Raw genomic sequence first — 18,965 nt, 5'->3', positions numbered from 1 at the left:
GGTTTTAAGTTCCCGGGTCTAGGATGATTCATCATCGGTTTCAGTGAAGACCAGAGCCGATTTAACTATTTTAAGCCACTCAACAGCATCCTCCCTTGATGGTGCCGCGATAAAGCCCTGGCCAAGGATTATGCCTTCAGGTTTGATGTGATCAGTTACAAAATAAATCTTCTCAGGGTCATCTGGTTCCTCTCCAAAGGTTTCTCTCCAGAGTTCCCCTATTGAGAAGGTCTCAAGTAGTTCCTTATCTTCAATTTCAGAAAAACGAGTTTTGAGTCGGGAATAATCCTCCTCGAGGGCCTTTGATTTCTCCTCGAGGACCTTTATCTCCTCTTTTAGGGATTCCGCTTCCCTCTCACCATCCTCAACTTTGCTGAGGAGTTTAATATTTTCATCCCTGAGGGTACTGTTTTCGGCTACCAGTTCATTAAGCCTTTCCTGACACTCTTCAAGGCTTTCCTTTATGTTCCTCAGATTTTTCACACTTGAGAGTGTCTGGAGTCCGGCCCTTATGATGGCGTTTTCTATTTCCTCCCTTATGATGTCAGGGTCGAGGTACTCGACGTCATGACCGTAGGGGAGTTTCATCCTCTCAATATGTCCAACGTGACCCTTAAGGGCTTCACGGAATTTATCAGCAAGTTCACGCCCTGTCTGGTCAACATCAGTGGCTATGAGGACAATATCCGCACCCTCAACAGCCCTCATGGCGATTTCAAGGCTTGTTGTTGGCACTATGGATGATATGGTTATATGGTACTTGGCGCCGAGGGATACCTTCTGAAGTGCCCTTGAAACACTCTCAACGTCGGAGGCTCCCTCAACAATTATCCGCACATCAACAGGGCCCTTATTGTCCATTTATTTCAACCTTTGGCCTGTAATTTTTTTATTCTGCCAGCTGTAACGCCTTATACGGCGTGATTTCCCGAAGCCGCATGCTGCACATACCTTCTTACGGACGTGGTATGAGTTCTTACCGCAGCGCCTGCACCTTATATGGAGATTCTTGTTACGCTTACCAAATGATGGAGTACCTTTCATGTTTTAATCCTCCTGAAAATCAGTTAAAACTTGTCAATTTAATATAATATATCCTTCATTTATTCATATATAAATCAAAGCTGTATTCCCGAATTACCCTATGGGGATATATAGACTATGTTATCTCCACGTATAAGGACGGTACCCAGTCTCCTTGTGACCTCTCCGTCCTCCAGTTCCTCTGCATCATTCAGCACGAGGTTCATATGGAGATCAAAGCTTTTTAAAACTCCTCTAAATTCCCTATCACCCTTAAGTTTAATGATCACAGGGGAATTCAGTGAATTGCCCAAAGCATCAAGTGGTCTCTGTACGTTAACTCTCTGTGAACTCACATCTATCACCTATCCTAAATTAAAATATGGTCAGATTATATTTAAATCTAACTAACAAGCCAGAATCTTCCAGTCAGATACTCCATTTTTCTATTTTACTAATATATAAGTTTTCTCACAACGATAATAGGCAGAAATCCTCCCCTTTAAAATAAGATGATAAAGGGTAAACTGGTTTAATGGATTAGAACATAATAAAATACAGTCCTCATGAAATTTCCAGGGTGTGAATGTGAAGATCAAAAAGAGGTACCATATAAAGAAAAAGAGAATGAAGGAGATTCTTAATCAGATAGGGGAGTGCTCCCCTATCATACCCAGAAAGGCCACCTTTGAGATAATAGAGACAGATAAAAACGACATAATCCTCGTCAATGGAGAGCCCCTCCTCATGTTGATGGACGAAAGGGTCGTTCCCACCCTGAGGGGAGCCATCAATATGAAGAAAATAGAGAAGGGCTATGTGGTGGTTGATATGGGGGCCGTGAGGTTCCTTGCAAACGGGGCCGATGTGATGAGTCCGGGTATAGTTGATGCTGACCCTGAAATTGAGAGAGATGACATCGTCATCGTGGTGGACGAAAAACACCGAAAACCCCTCGCAGTGGGAATAAGCCTCATAAGCGGACCTGAAATGATAGAAAATGACTCTGGAAAGGCCATCAAAACCATCCACCATATTGGAGATGCAATATGGAACCTTGAGGTGTGAAGGGTGGTTGAACTCAACCTTGATGCAGGTAACGTAATCTCAGGGGATGTCCACAGGGTGGGTATACTCGCCCTGGGGTCACACCTTGAGAACCACGGCCCGGCACTCCCCATAGACACCGATGCCAAGATAGCATCCTACGTGGCCCTGGAGGCCTCTCTCAGAACAGGGGCGAAGTTCCTGGGGATAATCTACGGTGCAACCGAATTTCCATACGTTAAGCATGGCATCCACATTGAGAGGGATGAACTCCTGGAAGGCGACCTCAAACCGGTTCTGAGAAAGGCCAGGAAACGCCTGAACATCGACGCTGCTGTTATCGTAAATGGTCATGGCGGAAATCAGCTTGAGGACTGCATTGATGATCTCATGGATGAACTTGACATGGAGATCATATGGAATAACAGGATCGTTGAGATTGAGGGTCCCCACGCAGGAAGCGGTGAGGTGTCCGCTGGAATAATACTGGGCATAGCGGACCTCACGAAACTCGGGGAATGCAGACCAGAAATCTATCCTGAAATAGGAATGATAGGCCTCAGAGAGGCCAGGGAGGCCAATAAGGGGATTGATAGAGCCGCAAGAATCTGTGAAAAGGAGGGCATAAACCCTGACCCTGTTCTTGGCCAGAGAATACTTGATGATGCCATCGAGAGTGTCGTATCCGATGTCAGGGAGCTCCTGGATACGCTACCATAAATGGCTTCATATAATTCTTAATGATGATAAATTTAACAAAAACCGGCCGGAGGGTGCTTGAGGAGAGGTACCTCCTGAAGAATGAAAGGGGTAAGGTTGTAGAGACCCCTGAGGAAATGTTAAGGAGGGTTGCCCGGGCAGTTGCATCTGCAGATGAGATTTATGGTTTCAACAGACATAGGGCAGAGGAACTCTTCTATTCGGTTATGCGAAATCTTGAGTTCCTCCCGAATTCACCCACACTCATGAATGCAGGTACGCCGATAAATCAGCTCTCAGCATGTTTCGTTCTCCCTGTTGATGATTCAATTGAGAGCATATTTGAATCCCTCAGGAACATGGCAATAATCCACAAATCAGGTGGGGGCGTTGGATTCTCATTTTCCAGACTCAGACCAGAGGGTGACACCGTTGCATCAACGATGGGTGTGGCTTCAGGTCCCGTATCATTCATGAGGATATTTGACGTTGCAGTTGAGGTTATAAAGCAGGGTGGACGGAGACGCGGGGCAAATATGGGGGTGCTCCATGTCAGCCACCCCGACATATTCAAATTTATAGATGCCAAGACATCAGAGGGTCCCCTCAGAAACTTCAACCTCTCTGTTTCGGTCCCTGACAGGTTCATGGAGGACGGAAAGATTGACCTCATAAACCCCAGAACCGGTGAAACCGTTGACTCAGTTCCCTCCATGGGGATATTCAGGAGGATTGTAAAGGCAGCGTGGAGATCAGGGGACCCCGGCATGATATTCGAGGACAGGATAAACCAGTACAACCCGACACCCTCCCTTGGAAGGATAGAGGCAACTAACCCATGCATATCCCGTGATGCGCTCATAATGACCTCAGAGGGACCAGTTCCAGTAAAGGAACTGGAGGGCAGAGCATTCATGGCGGTTGTCAATGGCTCAGAGTATCTCTCCACTTCAGGTTTCTTTAAAACAGGTTACAGAGAGGTTTTTGAGCTCAGAACCAGGGAAGGTTACAGTTTAAAGTTGACCCATGATCACCCGGTGCTCGTAATGGAAGATAAACCAGTGTGGAAGGCCGCCTCTGACCTTGAAAGGGGTGATATGCTTGTTATGGATTCAGGGAGCAGTTTTAACTCAGGGGAGAGATTCTCCACCTTTCTTTCCCTTAAAAGTAAGGGTTATGAGGATGTATACGACGCAAGTGTTGCAGGTGCAAATGCCTTCACTGCCAACGGTTTCATTGTGCACAACTGCGGTGAGCAGCCCCTCCTCCCCTATGAGTCATGTAACCTCGGCTCAATCAACCTCTCATTAATGGTGTCAGCTTCAGGTGTGAACTGGGAAAGACTCAGAAGAACCGTCCATACGGCGGTGCACTTCCTTGACAACGTCATAGACGTCAACAACTACCCGCTACCAGAGGTCAGGGAGATGACACTCAGGACAAGGAAGATCGGCCTTGGCGTCATGGGATTCGCTGATATGCTCATAAAGCTGGGTGTCCCCTACAATTCAGGGGAGGCCCTTGGGGTGGCTGAGCGGATCATGTCCTTCATAGAGTGTGAAGCGAGGAGAGCCTCATCGAATCTTGCAGATGAAAGGGGATCGTTCCCTGCATTTTCAGGAAGCAGGTGGGATGAAATGGGCTTTGAGGGGATGAGAAACGCCACACTGACAACCATTGCACCCACAGGCTCCCTCAGCATAATAGCAGGTACAAGTAGCGGGATCGAACCCCTATTCGCGGTTTCATTCACAAGAAACATTCTGGGCAGAAAATTCACCGAAACCAATCCCCTTTTTGAAAGAATCGCCAGGGGGCAGCTGAAAAGGGATACACTTGAAATGATAATGTCAAAGGGAAATCTGGAGGGAGTGTCAGGGGTTCCAGATAAAATCAGGAGGCTCTTTGTAACCGCCCATGAGATCGACCCTGTCTTTCATGTTAGGATGCAGGCCGCCTTCCAGCGCCATGTGGATAACGCCGTCTCAAAAACCGTTAATCTGCCGCCTGATGCATCCATAAAGGACGCTGAGAGGGTATTCAGAGCAGCATATGAACTGGGGTGCAAGGGCATCACCATCTACAGGTATGGAAGCAAAATGAATGAGGTTCTGAGGTTTCCTGAATATGCAGGGTCATGCCGGGATATGAGCTGCCCCAATTGAATATTATATGGAGGAGTTCAAGGTGATAAAATGGACACCATATGACCTTGAATCCTCCATTATCTGATCTTTAAATCGTGCCTTATAAATTTATAATATCCATAGATCCTATGGAAGAATCAAAGTAATTATAATATCCATAGATCCTATGGAAGAATCAAAGTAATTATAATATCCATAGATCCTATGGAAGAATCAAAGTCGGCCCCTCTCAATTCCCCTTATAAGTCTGGAGGATTCCCTTACAGCGCCGCTCTTTTTGAAAGCCCCTGCAATCCTCCTCACAGCCTCAAGCATTCTCACGACCGAATCAAGCCAGCTGAAGATGTCACCAGGGTATGTCTGCACATGATACTTTGATAGTAATTGTTTGCTTATATCAGCTGGATCTCTCCCCCTCACCCTCTCATTGATTATGTGTGCCGATAGTTTTCTCTGAATGCATCCACAGAAGGGTCTATCGCTACATTCACATGATAAGAAATCCATCTGGATATTTAATAGGGCCTCCTGAAGCCTGGAATCCAGTTTCACCAGGTTATCCCCGGTTGAAATTATATCCAGTGTTGAGTCAGCAAGCAGCCTTGTTGAGAAATTTGTGCCAAGGACCTGGCTGAGCCTTCTGTGGAGCCTGCTGGAAAGGTAGGCTGACTGAAAGGGTTCAAGTCTGATGACAGTATCAATGACGCTGCCTGAAAGATTGGATCTTATGTACTCTGCCTCATGGGGTCCTATGAATGACCTGGAAACAGCCCGCCCGTATTTTGTCGGGGTCATTTTATCCCCTGATACCATTCCATAGGATTCAAGGATATCAATGGCCTCTTCGGTATCCATAAGCCATCCATTATTTTTATAATCCCCATTGAAGGCGCCTGAGGTTATATCTGCAAGTACATGTTCAAGAACCTTCTCCTCTGTATAGTGAACTTCAACAGGTTCCGGGCCGCTTTCAAGGAGCTCAAGGGCCACAGACTCCTCGGAATCACCATCAAATTCCATCCCAATTTCTGCAAGAACATAGACAGCACCCCGGTCATGATAGGATGGTCTGCCAGCACGTCCAAGCATCTGTGAGAACTCATTGGGGGTGAGCCAGCGGTTACCCATGAGGAGCGTTTCAAATATAACCTGTGATGCCGGAAAGTCCACTCCAGCTGCAAGTGCCGCTGTGGTGACAACTGCGGCGAGTTTCTGGGATGCGAAGGCCTTCTCTATCCGATGCCTTTCAGAGTAGGATAAGCCTGCATGATATGCTGCTGCACTGACCCTATTCCTTGTGAGGTACTCTGCAATGAGCCTGGTTTTCCTGCGGGAATTTGTGAATATTATTGTCTGTCCATGGAACCCCTTCCTTGACTTCAAGGAGAACTCACGTGCTGCAAGCCTCAGTATAATGTTCTTCTTTTCCTCACCGCTCCTTGAGAATATGAGGTGTCTTTCAAGTGGGACGGGCCTTTTATCGTATTCAACCAGCTTTAATCCAAAATCTGATGCTATTTCCGCGGAGTTCTTCACTGTTGCAGAGAGCGCTATGACCTGGGCGTTGGGGAATAACCTTTTTATCCTCCATATCATCCCGTTGAGCCTTGCCCCCCTCTCCTCATCCTCAAGGGTATGTATCTCATCAACAACAACCACACCCACATCGCCGAGGATACCTGCCTTCCCTGACCTGAGGATGTAGTCGATCCCCTCGTAGGTACCAACTATTATATCTGCGTCAGCCACATCGGTATCTGGAATCCGTAGCTCACCCTTTGCCTTTATCCTGCTCATACCAACCTTTATGGCTGTTTTAAGTCCAAGTGCAGAGTATCTCTTCTTGAAGTCCCTGTATTTCTGGTTTGCAAGGGCAACGAGTGGTGTGAGGTAGATGAACCTTTCACCCCTCATTGCCCGGGGGATACCTGCAAGTTCCCCCACAAGGGTCTTTCCACTTGCGGTTGCAGATACAACCATAAGACTAGCGCCCTCAAGGAGACCAGCATCAACTGCAAGGACCTGCACTGGCCTCAGCACCCTGCTACCCTCCCTTCTGAGAATCCGCTTAAATTTCTCAGGAAGCTCAAGGCGATCAATGGGCACCTTCGGGGTTCTGTCTGCTGTTGCCGTTACCATATCATAGAGCGTCAGTTCATGGTTCGCCAACGGGTCGAATCTGGGTGACATCATCTCAAGGACCCTCTCAAGGCTTACACCCCTCCTGATCAGCCTCCTGAAGTTTCTGAAGGCTGATTTATCCATGCCCGCCAGTTTGAGCTCCCTTCTTATTACCTCATCAACGCACCTTGAGCATATGATCTGGCCTTCATGCTTCGTTGATGCCCTTGAGCTCACAAGGGTCACATAGCCCTCATGGAGGCAGTGCTGGCATACCCTTGCATACCTGTACCTGATACCGTGATTCCCTAGTAGTTCTTCAAGTTCCTCATCACGTCCCGTTAGAAACACGGCCTGTTTCCTGAGGAGTTTTATGGCCTCTGAGGGTTTTCTAAGGGTTTCCCTTTCATTTTTCTCCACAGTGAACCTTGCTATTCTGGGGCCAGAGGAGGTTTTTTTGATTTTCAGCTTCCCCCAGTACCCGGGCTTTCTACGGGTGTTGAGGGCGCCCCTGGGACTTCCGGCGGGTATAAAATCAACTGATCTTTTCCTTCGATTCAGGACTATCATTATATCTCTCAAAAAAATTAAGGGTCAGGAGCCTTCCTTCCTCTTCTTGAGGAGTTCAACTGCCAGCTCCCTGAGTTTGAACTTCTGGACCTTCCCGCTTGCGGTGAGCGGGAACTCGTCAACAAAGAAAACGTGTTTCGGGACCTTGTACCTTGCTATCCTCTGGATTGCATAGTCCCTGACATCCTCCTCCAGTATGTCTGCACCGTCCTCCCTGATCACAAAGGCACCGACTATTTCACCGTACTTCTCATCGGGTATCCCCACAACCTGCACGTCCTTTATACCTGGCATTGTGTGGAGGAACTCCTCGATCTCCCTCGGGTAGATGTTCTCGCCGCCCCGGATGATCATGTCCTTTATCCTTCCAACGATTGAGTAGTATCCGTCCTCATCCATCACCGCAAGGTCTCCGCTGTGGAGCCAGCCGTCCTCATCTATGGCCTCAGCTGTCATCTCAGGCATCTTGTAGTAGCCCTTCATGACGTTGTAGCCCCTGCAGCATATCTCGCCGGGTTCGCCGGGGCCCAGCTCCTCGCCTGTTTCAGGGTCCACTATCTTGACCTCGATGTGTGGTAGGGGTGTTCCAACGGTTTCGACACGCTTCTCTATGGGGTCATCCACACTTGTCTGTGTGATTACCGGGGATGCCTCTGTGAGGCCGTAGGCTATGGTGATCTCCTTCATGTTCATGTCATTCATGACGCGCTTCATTGCCTCTATGGGGCAGGGTGACCCCGCCATGATACCTGTTCTGAGGGATGAAAGGTCGAACATGTCAAACATGGGGTGTGTGAACTCTGCTATGAACATGGTTGGCACGCCGTAGAGTGCGGTGCACCTCTCCTTTTCCACCGCTGCAAGTACCAGGAGGGGGTCGAAGAGTTCTATCATGACAAGTGTCCCGCCATGTGTAAGGATGGCCAGCACGCCCAGAACTATTCCAAAGCAGTGGAATAGTGGTACCGGTAGACAGAGACGGTCCTCCTCGGTGAATTTCTGTCTCTCACCGATGTAGTAGCCGTTGTTGAGTATGTTCCTGTGGGTGAGCATTACCCCTTTGGGGAAACCCGTGGTCCCAGAGGTGTACTGCATGTTTATGACATCGGTGTTCTTGAGGGTTGATATCACACTGCGGAGTTCACTGTCAGGGACGTGTTTACCCAGGAGGATCAGTTCATTGGTGTTGTACATCCCCCTGTGCTTCTGGGCCCCTATGTATATGACGCTTCGAAGTTCAGGGAACCTTTCACTCCGGAGGTGGCCCCTTTCCTGTGTTTTGAGTTCAGGTACCAGTTCATAGAGTGTCTGGACGTAGTCAACATCCCTGAAGCCATCTATGATGGCTATTGCCTTCATGTCTGACTGTTTCATGACATATTCAAGTTCATGGCTCTTGTAGGCGGTGTTCACCGTTACAAGAACCGCTCCTATCTTTGCTGTTGCAAAGAGGAATGTCAGCCAGTCCGGTACGTTGGTGGCCCAGATACCCACGTGGTCGCCCCTTTTTATGCCGATGGATAACAGGCCCTTTGCAAGGAGGTTGACCCTCTCATTGAACTCCCGGTAGGTGAACCTTAAATCCCTGTCAGGGTATACTATGAACTCCTTATCAGCGTACCTTTCAACCTGTTTCTCAAAGAATTCCCCTATTGTTTCCTCAGTGAAAACCATAAATCCACCTTTGTATGTTAATCCTCTTCCACAAGATGTTCTTCAAGCTTTGACCTTATATCCGGGGGTATTGGTTTTTTCCTCTGTTCAATGAAATCGTAGTGGACCAGGACAGCCTTACCCTTTGCCTTGAGTTCCCCGTCCTGCCATGCCTCGTGGCCTATGGTGAAGGATGAGTTTCCTATGTGTGTTATGTAGCTTCTTATCTCCACGTCACTCCCATAGTACATCTGTGCAAGGAAGTCGAATTCTGTCCTTACAAGGATGAGTTTCCACTTCTCATAGCTGAGGTCAAGGTCGGGTGTGAACATCCTGAAGATGGGGTTCCTGCCCTTCTCGAACCAGACCGCCAGGACAGTGTTGTTAACGTGTCTGAGACCATCTATATCCCCAAAACGTGGTGTCACCGTGATTCTGAACATCCTATCAGCCGCTAGAATGGTGTGTAGACAACTGCCAGTATCCTTGCATCATTTTTCCCTGCTGCGTGGAGGTGGTGGGGTACAACAGAGTCATAGTATATGCTGTCCCCTTCACCGAGCCTGTACTTCTCCTGTCCATAGATGACCTCTATTTCACCCTCCAGGACGTATATGAACTCCTCCCCCTCATGGGACGATAGTTCGAAGTCGTCGCTGTGGAGTTCAACGTCGATCAGGAACGGCTCCATGTGCCTGTCGCTTTTGCCGGCACCGAGGGAGTGGAAGTTGAGGTTGCTTGTATCTGCCCTCTCCTCATAGCCTGAGAAGTGTATGACCCTCTGGGTTTTTCCCTTCCTGACTATAACAGGTCCATCCTGAACCCTATCATCAAGGAGTGTGCCGAGCCTTACTCCAAGTGTCCTTGAGATCTTTATGAGGGGTGTGAGTGATGGTAGAATGTCTCCTTCCTCTATTTTCTTGATGAGTTCCCTATTAATTCCACTTCTTTCTGCAAGTTCCTCCAGTGTGATGTTCTGGTTATCCCTGAGCTGTTTTATTCTTTCTCCCACAGTGTTTGCTGGCACGTGATCACCTTAATATGGTCATATGTATCTATTTCTAAAATTTCAGTTTAAAAAAATTGCTGTTTAAAAGTGTTCATGAACATAATCTGGCTGTGGATTACTGATCCTGGTTCTGGTCCCTGCTGGCCGGCGCTGTTCTGTTTGTTCTGTTATCAGTATAGAATATGACCTCTGTCTCATTGGTTGTGTTGTTGGTGACGTTCATTATGTGTTTCTTCAGGATTACCGGCTGGAAATCAGGGTTTCCCATGGGTTCTATCTTCTCATCGGAGGGAAGGATGTCTGTGGGGAATTCAACTGCAAAGGATGGTTTTATGAAGATGCATACTGTGGATGAGAAGCCATATGCAACAAGAGCTATCATGAGCACTGCAAAGAGCCTTCCCTTTTTTGTTGAGTTCAATGAAACACCTCTTACTGTTTTTCTCATTTTTCTGATATTTTAATGTTGGCATGGCATTCGGAAAGAAGTTACCGGCATCCTTATATAGTCAGGTTTATTATATGGGTATCAAAAAAAGGAGTGTGATAATGAATGTTAAATTCTGGTGATACAGCCTGGATGCTGATATCAACGGCCCTGGTAATCCTGATGACCATACCAGGCGTTGCAATGTTCTATTCAGGCCTCACAAAACGGGAAAATGTTCTCAATACAATTTTTCTATCGTTTGTATCCTTTGGCGTGGTCAGTCTGCTGTGGTTTCTATTTGGCTATGGCCTTATCTTTGGAGGCGACATTTCAGGGATAATAGGGAGCCAGATCAGCAGCATAAGTCTTACAGCCCTTAACTCAGCGTCAGAGTATGCTCCCACAATTCCAGGGGGCCTTTTTGCAATTTTCCAGATGACATTTGCTGCCATAACCGTTGCCCTGATATCAGGTGCTGTGGTTGAGAGGATCAGATTTTCATCGTGGATCATCTTCATTCCCCTCTGGTTCACATTCGTTTATGTGCCTGTGGCCCACTGGGTATGGGGCGGTGGATTCCTCCAGAACCTCGGTGTCTATGATTTTGCAGGCGGACTGGTTGTGCACCTTACAAGTGGTATTGCTGCACTTGCACTTGCACTGGTCATTGGGCCAAGGTATGACCAGAAACTGATGCCACACCACCTTGGATACTCGGTGATAGGCACCGGTCTTCTATGGTTTGGATGGTTTGGATTCAACGCAGGTTCAGCCCTTTCAGCAGGTAACCTTGCCACAGATGCAATGATTGTAACAAACACCTCTGCTGCCGCAGGTATGCTTGGCTGGATGCTGATGGACAGAATTAAAACCGGAAAACCAACCCTCCTCGGAGCCCTTTCAGGTGCAGTTGCAGGCCTTGCATCAATAACCCCTGCAGCTGGCTTCGTGGATATAGGTGCATCGATTTTCATTGGGTTTCTGGCCGCCGTGATCTGTTACCTTGCTGTGTCCTGGCTCAAGCCCCTCCTCGGGTATGATGACGCCCTGGATGTTTTTGGAATTCACGGAGTTTCAGGTGTTATAGGAACAATAGGGGTGGGCCTCTTTGCAATACCATCACTTAATCCCGCCCTTAGTGGTGGTGGCCTCATAACAGGAAGCACCGCACTGTTCACCAGTCAGGTTATCGGTGTTGTTACTGTGGTCATCTACACCTTCACAGTTACATATATTCTTGCCAGCTTGCTTAAGAAATGGAGAGGGCTTCGTGTTGAAAGGGAGGATGAGATTCAGGGTCTCGACATAAACCTCCATGAGGAAACCGGTTACAGACTGACATAATCAATGATTTAAATAGAGACAAGAGAATATACATAAAAAGCTTTTCACAGAGAGGTGAAGATCAATGAAGAGGATCACAGCCATTATCAGAAGAGAGAAACTTGAGGATGTGAAGGATGCCCTGGAACTGGTTGGAATTCACGGAATGACCGTCTCAGATGTGAGGGGAAGGGGCCAGCAGATGGGTATCCGTGAGAGTTACCGTGGTATGGATTACTGCGTTGACCTGATCCCAAAGGTCCAGATTGAAGTGGTGGTTGACTCAGAGGACCTTGAAAAGGTGATTGAAACAGTAACCGAAAACGCAAGAACAGGAGATATTGGAGACGGTAAAATCTTCATAACTGATGTACTTGATGTTGTGAGGATAAGAACCGGTGAAAGGGGGAAAAAGGCCATATAATGGATCAAAAATCATATAAAACCCCCTTTTTTAAGGATAATGAGAGAAAAGGGGGGAAAGGCTGTCCAGTGACCAATTAATCCAGAATTCAGCCCCCCTGATATTTATTTAACATTTTTCTGTAAGTTACATTCTTATTTGAACTTATTTTAGTTTCACCCACTTTACCTGAAATTTTAACCGAAATCTTTATATATGAGCATCATCTAAGTGATAGTGTCGGAAGTTGATTTCCGCCTTCCGGCATTGAAGTATAAGATTGTGAAAAAACAGAATAATAACAACAACTATATGGAGGATGACTCTGATGGACGCGGTTTTAAACTCCGGTGACACAGCCTGGATGCTGATATCAACGGCCCTCGTGATGCTCATGACGGTTCCAGGCGTGGCACTATTCTATGGGGGTTTAACAAAAAAGGAGAACGTGCTCAACACGATGTTCCTGTCACTGATAGCCTTCGCAGTGACAAGCCTCATATGGGTGCTCTACGGCTATCAGTTTGCATTTGGGGCAGATATAATGGGACTCATAGGAAGTCCAGCGAACCTATTCATGAACGGCATAGGTGTCGATAAACTCGCAGAACTCGCACCCACGATACCAGACTTCCTTTACATAACCTTTCAGCTAACATTTGCTGCAATAACAGTTGCACTCATATCAGGTGCGATAGTGGAAAGAATGAAATTCTCAGCATGGCTGGCATTCGTTGCACTCTGGGTGAGTCTGGTATATGTACCGGTGGCCCACTGGGTATGGGGCGGTGGATTCCTTGCCCAGATGGGTGCCCTTGACTTTGCAGGGGGTACAGTGGTCCACATAAACTCAGGTGTGGCTGCACTCGCACTGGTATACCTCCTTGGTAAGAGGAAGGATACAAGGCTGCTACCACATAACCTTGGGTACTCAGTGATAGGCGCTGCGCTCCTGTGGTTCGGATGGTTCGGCTTCAACGCAGGTTCAGCCCTCACAGCAGGGGGACTGGCAGCATCAGCATTCATTGTGACCAACACTGCTGCAGCAGCAGGTATGCTATCATGGGTGATAATAGACTACCTCAAAACAGGTAAACCCACAGTTCTCGGTGGCATATCAGGTGCAGTCGCAGGGCTCGTGGCAATAACACCAGCGGCGGGCTTTGTGACGGTCCCAGCAGCAATAATCATAGGCCTCGTCACAAGTGCCATATCATACTTCGCAATATCCTACCTCAAACCAAAGGTTGGATACGACGACGCACTTGACGTATTCGGGATACACGGAATGTCAGGTATATGGGGATCAGTGGCAACAGGTATCTTCGCAGCACCATTCATAAATGAACTGGGAACAGGCCTCATCTACGGAAACCCCGGTCAGATGACAGCACAGGTGATAGCAGTTGTCATTGTAGCTATCTACTCCTTCATAGTTACACTGGTGATAGGAAAGCTCCTGGACCTCACAGTGGGCCTCAGGGTAACTGAGAAGGAGGAAATAGAGGGACTTGACACCCACCTCCACGAGGAGACAGGATACAGAATCTAGGGGTGATAGGATGAAAGAGATAGTTGCCATCATAAGACCCGAGAAACTCGAGGAAGTTAAAAATGCCCTTGAAGAGGTAGGGTGCCATGGGATGACAGTGACCGAGGTAAGGGGCCGCGGGAGACAGCTTGGTATAACCGAGAGCTACCGTGGAAGAGACTACAGGATAGACCTCATACCAAAGACAAAGATTGAGATAGTGGTGAATGACGAGGACCTTGATAGGGTCGTTGATACGATAGTGAAAAGCGCCCAGACCGGTGACATAGGCGATGGAAAGATATTCATATCTGGAGTTGAAGAGGTTGTGAGGATAAGAACAGGCGAAAGCGGTGAAAAGGCTGTTTAAAATCACAAATTTTTGTTTTTTTAATATTTTTTTAAATTTTATCTTTATGAACTACTGATTTTTCTCTGATTTGATCAATAACTATTTATAATTTTGATACAATATCCCTAATCAGAAAAAAGAGGAGTTGGGGGTTCTTGAAGGGTCAGATAATGCTCATAACACTCATAATGTCAGTATTCCTTCTTGGATGCGCATCTGCAGATGTAACAAACAACACAACTGTGAACACCACATTAGCAAACCAGTCAGCAGTAGAACCACTTGCAATAGGTGTTAGTTTATCTGTAAACCCCACAAACCTTAACCTAGGGACAATAGAGCCTGATGGGATAGAAAGGGAGTATTATACTGCCACCAATGTAGCCATAAAAACAGGTGGTGGGAGACTGAGAGTTTCTGTAAGTGCCAGCGGCGACCTCATAAGTATCAACAACAGTTCAAACATCATACCCCTCTCAAATCTGAAATACAGTATAAAATATGATAGTCCATATGGGCCAATCCAGGTTCCGAAAAGAAGTTTTACAACCACCTATTATACTATATGGACATACGTGGGCGCTGTTAATGTAGTGATTCCAATTAATTACTACTTAACCGTACCCCTCTACACGGACCCCGGCACATACAGAGTCACCATAACCTACGTGGCAGTTTAAACTAAAAATTAATCAATTGAAGGGGGTTCACCATCCCCTATCCTGCATTCTACCCTCTTCAGGAATCTCACTGATTTCAAGTCCCCTCATGGCTGTGCCAAGGCCCCTTGAAACATCCGCTATGACCTCAGGTTCGTCGTAGTGGGCTGTGGCCTCAACAATGGCCCTCGCATATCCCTCAGGGTTATCTGACTTGAATATACCTGAACCAACAAACACGCCGTCGGCACCAAGCTGCATCATGAGTGCTGCGTCTGCTGGTGTTGCGACACCACCCGCTGCGAAGTTGACCACCGGGAGCTTTCCAAGACGGGCTGTTTCCCTTACAAGTTCAAGGGGAGCCTCAATCTTCCTTGCGAATTCCCAGAGTTCCTCTTCCTCCTTGTTCTGGATCTCCCTGATCTCACTCATCATTATCCTCATGTGCCTCACGGCTTCAACGATGTTACCAGTTCCAGGTTCCCCCTTGGTCCTTATCATTGCCGCGCCCTCATCTATCCTCCTGAGGGCCTCGCCAAGGTTTCTTGCACCACACACAAATGGAACAGTGAACTTCCTCTTATCTATGTGGAAGCGTTCATCTGCAGGGGTTAGAACCTCGCTCTCATCTATCATATCGACCCCCAGGGCCTCAAGGACCTGGGCCTCAACAAAGTGTCCTATCCTGACCTTGGCCATCACGGGTATGGACACTGCGTCCATTATCTCCTGGACCTTGTTGGGATCAGCCATCCTTGCAACTCCTCCAGAGGCCCTTATATCAGCGGGTACCTTCTCAAGGGCCATTACAGCGACTGCCCCTGAGTCCTCTGCAATTGCAGCCTGTTCAGCATTGACAACGTCCATTATAACGCCACCCTTGGTCATCTTTGCAAATCCCTTCTTGAGTACTTCTGTACCATGCAGCATGATCAATCTCCTCCTGTTAGAATAAACAACATATTTATATCTGAAAAACAACTGTTAAATATCTTGCCCGGGTTGCCGCTCCCGAAAATATTTAAGATGATGAATCATAACATAAGCAGAGGATGATGAATTAGCTAAAAGAGCAGGTTTTTCGTGATAAAAATGGTGGCAGGAACATTCACAGGGTCTGTGATTTACTCACATGCTGTACCCGCACTTCTTGGATTCACAGGAATGATACTCATATGTAACGGTATGATGGATGATAAGAGGGACCAGGTGATTGCAGGTCTCGGTTTATTCTTTGCAGCAGGTCTGCTTCCATTCATCATACTGCCCCTGATTCTAGGTATCTGAAACCATTCCATGGGAAGCGATTCCCTTAAATTTTTCCCTCAAGCTTTCTTGTTGCCATAAGAGATGCAAAGTTTCCAGCAGCCTCAGGATCAGAAGCTCTCCTCATATGGACGTAGGCAGCCATGTATGTATCCCCAAGCCCGGTTGGGTCAAGTTCCCTTTCCGCAGTAACAGCCATTATCCTTATGAGGGACCCCTTATGGGATATCAGGGAGCCCCGGGGTCCACAGGTTACTATGACCTCAGCGCAGTGTTCACTGAGTATTCCAAGAGCCCCCATAATGTCACTGGAAACTGTTCGAAGTTCGTTGATGTCAAGAAAAGCTCCGTTCCCTGCCCCCAGGACTCGCGGAATTTCCTTATTGAATTTGAGTCTGACCATCTCTCCAGCAGGGTATCTCAGGTAGCCCTGAAGTCCTGTGTAGAGTCTGTGCATTTTTCCCAGGAACTCCAGCGTCTCCAGTGGTATGTCTGAAGGCAAAAGAGGACCTGCAAGGACGGCGGTCCACTCCTCCCCTGCAATTGTTTCAATATCCCCAATTTCAATGGGGTTACTGGCAAAATTGGACCTCTGAATCCTCCTTGAGGTATCCCCGTTATCATAGATATTCTCAAATTCAACCGTTGAGTCCCTGTAAAGTGGTATTATGTTTGTATTGGACGGGAATTCGCCGAGAAGGTACTTGTCAGCCTCTGACAGGGTTACAAGTGCCGTGTGGTCAACCCCAAGGTGTGAGAGTAGCCGGGAATAGTAGTAAACGGCTCCACCCACCCTGGACTCTGTCCAGTTCCCCCTCACTATACGATCCCTGCTAACAGGACCTATAAGGAGGTACCTTTCTGTGTTCACCCGGGCCTCACCATCCCCTCATGGAGAGCCCTTCCAACAAGAACCTTCCCCACACCCATTGCCTCAAGTTCAGGTATCTCACTGGGTAGAACGCCGCCGCCGGGTATAATCCTCCTGATGAGTGGTCTGAAGAGTTCAAGGAGTTTCCTGTTGAACCCTGAGGATGTGCCAACAGCCCCCAGGTCAAGGAGTATGACATCAGACTCATAGCCAAGGAGGAGGTCCCTGAATTCTTCAAGTTCAAGGTCAATGTTCTCTGAGTGGAGCTTCATGTCCTTAACATCCACGCTCACAACGGTCCTCTCGGGTGGGTAGGTTTTAAGGATGTATTCAAGTTCCTCTGTACTCTCAAGGGTCTCTGTCGCGGCAACAACCCTTGATGCAAACTGGAGCATGAATCGGAATGTCTCCCTGTTTTTTACCCCTGCGTCGAGGGTCACCGGCAGCACATGGTTAACCCTTCCTGTGAGATCAAGATTGGATCCTGTGCCCTCAATGGCGTCAAGGTCGGCTATGTAGATTGACCGCGCCCCGGCTGCCCTCAGGGAGAGTGCTATGTTCACAGGGTCGGGGGATGACGAGAACACCGTCTCGAGGGGCCTGTAATTTTCACGTTCACCGGATTTGCCGGCTACCGCTATACCTCCCCTCAGATCAATAACAGGTATGACTTCAATCATATGGATACCTCTAAGAAGAAGTGAAATATCAGAACTCATTTTGGGTTTGGGGTATTTAAAGTTTTCAGAGAAAAATAAGAAGGGTAAGCCACCATCATCATTTGAAGTTTTAAGAAAGAAAATGGGAACGACTAAACTAATCCATGAACCATTACCATCAAACTTTCCAGGAAAAAACTGAAAATCAGAAGGTAAGCTACCCCTGAACCATTATCAGCTTACCCGTCTTGGGATCCCTGTAAACGGTTCCCATCTCAACGTACCCCTGGCCGGACCCCGAACTGGTCTCGGGAGTGTTGTTGAGTTCCTGGCCCTTCTGAACCTCAACTGCCCTTTTCATTGCCTCCATGGTTTCCTGACGCTCCTGTGGGGTCATGTCAGCAAATACAACATTCTGCATGTTCCATGAGAGTACCAGGAATATGAGGAAACCCACAGACAGGACCAGCATGGCATCAACCAGGTTTGCGCTTCCGGCCATCGGGTCCTCTTCATTTTGATCCGACAGGAGTTTTCGCCGGCGTCTGAGCGGCATTATCCATCACCTCCAGCACTGCCTCGGCCATGGTCTCAAGGTTTGAGAGGTACTCCTCATACCATCTGCGCCTGACCTTTGAGATTACGTAGGCTATACCCCCTGATGCGAGGCCCACGACTGTTGTGTCAAAGGCTATGATGATGGCCTGGGCCAGTGTATTTATATCCCCTGCACCGAGGGCTGCCAGGCCGGGCCCCATGGGTATGAGTGTCCCCATGAGACCAAGGGTTGGTCCGAGCCTTGTCACGATATCCGTCTTCTCGAGGCTCTTTGCAGCCCTGAGCTCCTCGTTCTCTATGAGTTTCCTTGCAAGAGCCTCCCTTGATTTGGGTCCCAGTTCTGAAGTCTCCACAATATTTGTAAGGACCTCCTTCTGGCTCTGCGGTATCTCCATTGAATTTACAACCTCAATTATCCTCTCAGGGGTTCCTGGATTGGAAATTGACTTTATAGCTGATTCCAGTTCCCTGATGTCAGTCCTTATTCTTCCAGAGTACTCTGACATTAGCCCGCCAAGGGTTATTATTGCATAGACCATGAATAACAGGAGCCCCGCTATAACAGGTATTAGGAGACTCTGGGAGACAACGTGTAGTGCGCCGCTCAGTATTTCACTGCCGGGTACTGCAACCATATCATATCA

Annotated in this window: 22 protein-coding genes; 9 read left to right on the top strand and 13 right to left on the bottom strand. The window is 47.7% G+C overall.

Annotated elements, in window-relative coordinates; translation table 11 throughout:
- Nucleotides 1-18: 18 nt before the first annotated feature.
- The 3 genes from QFX30_RS04910 to QFX30_RS04900 form a co-directional block, all read right to left on the bottom strand.
- Nucleotides 19-861, bottom strand: coding sequence for a toprim domain-containing protein (locus QFX30_RS04910; RefSeq protein ID WP_300488989.1), 843 nt, complete (start codon nucleotides 859-861; stop codon nucleotides 19-21).
- Nucleotides 862-1,044: a 50S ribosomal protein L37e gene (locus QFX30_RS04905; protein ID WP_013295845.1), complete on the bottom strand. Its 183-nt coding sequence runs from the start codon at nucleotides 1,042-1,044 to the stop codon at nucleotides 862-864.
- A 98-nt stretch (nucleotides 1,045-1,142) separates the two neighbouring features.
- Entirely contained in the window at nucleotides 1,143-1,379 is a 237-nt protein-coding gene (locus QFX30_RS04900) for an LSm family protein (RefSeq protein WP_013295846.1), read from the bottom strand.
- A 226-nt stretch (nucleotides 1,380-1,605) separates the two neighbouring features.
- Here QFX30_RS04900 and QFX30_RS04895 point away from each other — a divergent pair, with 226 nt between their 5' ends.
- The 3 genes from QFX30_RS04895 to QFX30_RS04885 are packed head-to-tail and all read left to right on the top strand — an operon-like array spanning nucleotide 1,606 to nucleotide 4,934.
- On the top strand, nucleotides 1,606-2,091 hold the full coding sequence (locus QFX30_RS04895) for an RNA-binding protein (RefSeq protein WP_300488986.1): 486 nt from the start codon (nucleotides 1,606-1,608) through the stop codon (nucleotides 2,089-2,091).
- 3 nt (nucleotides 2,092-2,094) lie between these two features.
- Nucleotides 2,095-2,790 carry a 2-amino-5-formylamino-6-ribosylaminopyrimidin-4(3H)-one 5'-monophosphate deformylase gene (arfB, locus tag QFX30_RS04890; RefSeq protein WP_300488984.1) on the top strand — a complete coding sequence of 232 codons (696 nt, stop codon included), beginning with the start codon at nucleotides 2,095-2,097 and terminating at the stop codon, nucleotides 2,788-2,790.
- A 23-nt stretch (nucleotides 2,791-2,813) separates the two neighbouring features.
- Nucleotides 2,814-4,934, top strand: a complete 2,121-nt coding sequence (locus tag QFX30_RS04885) for a ribonucleotide reductase N-terminal alpha domain-containing protein (protein WP_300488981.1) — start codon at nucleotides 2,814-2,816, stop codon at nucleotides 4,932-4,934.
- A gap of 195 nt (nucleotides 4,935-5,129) precedes the next feature.
- On the opposite strand, the gene QFX30_RS04880 is transcribed toward QFX30_RS04885, so the two are convergent.
- From QFX30_RS04880 to QFX30_RS04860, 5 genes are all read right to left on the bottom strand, one after another.
- Entirely contained in the window at nucleotides 5,130-7,607 is a 2,478-nt protein-coding gene (locus QFX30_RS04880) for a DEAD/DEAH box helicase (protein WP_300488978.1), read from the bottom strand.
- A gap of 24 nt (nucleotides 7,608-7,631) precedes the next feature.
- Nucleotides 7,632-9,281 (bottom strand): AMP-binding protein, encoded by a 1,650-nt coding sequence (locus QFX30_RS04875; RefSeq protein WP_300488975.1) that lies wholly within the window; start codon nucleotides 9,279-9,281, stop codon nucleotides 7,632-7,634.
- Nucleotides 9,282-9,298: 17 nt separating this feature from the next.
- Nucleotides 9,299-9,703, bottom strand: a complete 405-nt coding sequence (locus QFX30_RS04870) for a thioesterase family protein (protein ID WP_300488972.1) — start codon at nucleotides 9,701-9,703, stop codon at nucleotides 9,299-9,301.
- A gap of 11 nt (nucleotides 9,704-9,714) precedes the next feature.
- On the bottom strand, nucleotides 9,715-10,287 hold the full coding sequence (locus tag QFX30_RS04865) for an XRE family transcriptional regulator (protein ID WP_300488970.1): 573 nt from the start codon (nucleotides 10,285-10,287) through the stop codon (nucleotides 9,715-9,717).
- A 97-nt stretch (nucleotides 10,288-10,384) separates the two neighbouring features.
- A complete protein-coding gene (locus QFX30_RS04860; RefSeq protein ID WP_300488967.1) occupies nucleotides 10,385-10,690 on the bottom strand; it encodes a hypothetical protein in 306 nt (101 codons plus the stop codon).
- Between the two features lie 132 nt (nucleotides 10,691-10,822).
- On the opposite strand from QFX30_RS04860, the gene QFX30_RS04855 reads away from it, so the two are divergent.
- The 5 genes from QFX30_RS04855 (at nucleotide 10,823) to QFX30_RS04835 (ending at nucleotide 14,988) form a co-directional block, all read left to right on the top strand.
- The gene (locus tag QFX30_RS04855) at nucleotides 10,823-12,043 is read left to right on the top strand and encodes an ammonium transporter (protein ID WP_300488964.1); all 1,221 of its coding nucleotides are present in this window, start codon (nucleotides 10,823-10,825) and stop codon (nucleotides 12,041-12,043) included.
- Nucleotides 12,044-12,107: 64 nt separating this feature from the next.
- Nucleotides 12,108-12,446: a P-II family nitrogen regulator gene (locus tag QFX30_RS04850; RefSeq protein WP_300476275.1), complete on the top strand. Its 339-nt coding sequence runs from the start codon at nucleotides 12,108-12,110 to the stop codon at nucleotides 12,444-12,446.
- Nucleotides 12,447-12,753: 307 nt separating this feature from the next.
- Nucleotides 12,754-13,977, top strand: coding sequence for an ammonium transporter (locus tag QFX30_RS04845; protein WP_300488961.1), 1,224 nt, complete (start codon nucleotides 12,754-12,756; stop codon nucleotides 13,975-13,977).
- A 10-nt stretch (nucleotides 13,978-13,987) separates the two neighbouring features.
- Entirely contained in the window at nucleotides 13,988-14,326 is a 339-nt protein-coding gene (locus QFX30_RS04840; protein WP_300476280.1) for a P-II family nitrogen regulator, read from the top strand.
- 137 nt (nucleotides 14,327-14,463) lie between these two features.
- Nucleotides 14,464-14,988 carry a hypothetical protein gene (locus QFX30_RS04835; protein WP_300488958.1) on the top strand — a complete coding sequence of 175 codons (525 nt, stop codon included), beginning with the start codon at nucleotides 14,464-14,466 and terminating at the stop codon, nucleotides 14,986-14,988.
- 27 nt (nucleotides 14,989-15,015) lie between these two features.
- On the opposite strand, the gene pdxS is transcribed toward QFX30_RS04835, so the two are convergent.
- Nucleotides 15,016-15,897: a pyridoxal 5'-phosphate synthase lyase subunit PdxS gene (gene pdxS, locus QFX30_RS04830; RefSeq protein ID WP_300488956.1), complete on the bottom strand. Its 882-nt coding sequence runs from the start codon at nucleotides 15,895-15,897 to the stop codon at nucleotides 15,016-15,018.
- Nucleotides 15,898-16,059: 162 nt separating this feature from the next.
- Between pdxS and QFX30_RS04825 the strand changes: the two genes are divergently transcribed.
- Complete coding sequence (locus QFX30_RS04825) at nucleotides 16,060-16,254, top strand: hypothetical protein (RefSeq protein ID WP_300489137.1); 195 nt, start codon at nucleotides 16,060-16,062, stop codon at nucleotides 16,252-16,254.
- A gap of 25 nt (nucleotides 16,255-16,279) precedes the next feature.
- Here QFX30_RS04825 and QFX30_RS04820 read toward each other — a convergent pair whose 3' ends face one another.
- The 4 genes from QFX30_RS04820 to QFX30_RS04805 form a co-directional block, all read right to left on the bottom strand.
- On the bottom strand, nucleotides 16,280-17,104 hold the full coding sequence (locus QFX30_RS04820) for a PfkB family carbohydrate kinase (RefSeq protein ID WP_300488953.1): 825 nt from the start codon (nucleotides 17,102-17,104) through the stop codon (nucleotides 16,280-16,282).
- Complete coding sequence (locus tag QFX30_RS04815; protein WP_300488951.1) at nucleotides 17,101-17,784, bottom strand: HisA/HisF family protein; 684 nt, start codon at nucleotides 17,782-17,784, stop codon at nucleotides 17,101-17,103. The genes QFX30_RS04820 and QFX30_RS04815 overlap by 4 nt, the downstream gene beginning before the upstream one ends.
- Before the next feature lie 196 nt (nucleotides 17,785-17,980).
- Nucleotides 17,981-18,319, bottom strand: a complete 339-nt coding sequence (locus tag QFX30_RS04810) for a DUF2149 domain-containing protein (protein WP_300488949.1) — start codon at nucleotides 18,317-18,319, stop codon at nucleotides 17,981-17,983.
- Nucleotides 18,276-18,956 carry a MotA/TolQ/ExbB proton channel family protein gene (locus QFX30_RS04805; RefSeq protein WP_300488946.1) on the bottom strand — a complete coding sequence of 227 codons (681 nt, stop codon included), beginning with the start codon at nucleotides 18,954-18,956 and terminating at the stop codon, nucleotides 18,276-18,278. The genes QFX30_RS04810 and QFX30_RS04805 overlap by 44 nt, the downstream gene beginning before the upstream one ends.
- Between the last annotated feature and the right edge of the window lie 9 nt (nucleotides 18,957-18,965).

Origin of the sequence: Methanothermobacter sp. (assembly GCF_030055435.1) — an archaeon.
Lineage (GTDB): Archaea > Methanobacteriota > Methanobacteria > Methanobacteriales > Methanothermobacteraceae > Methanothermobacter.
This window is presented reverse-complemented; position numbering and strand designations above follow the sequence as displayed.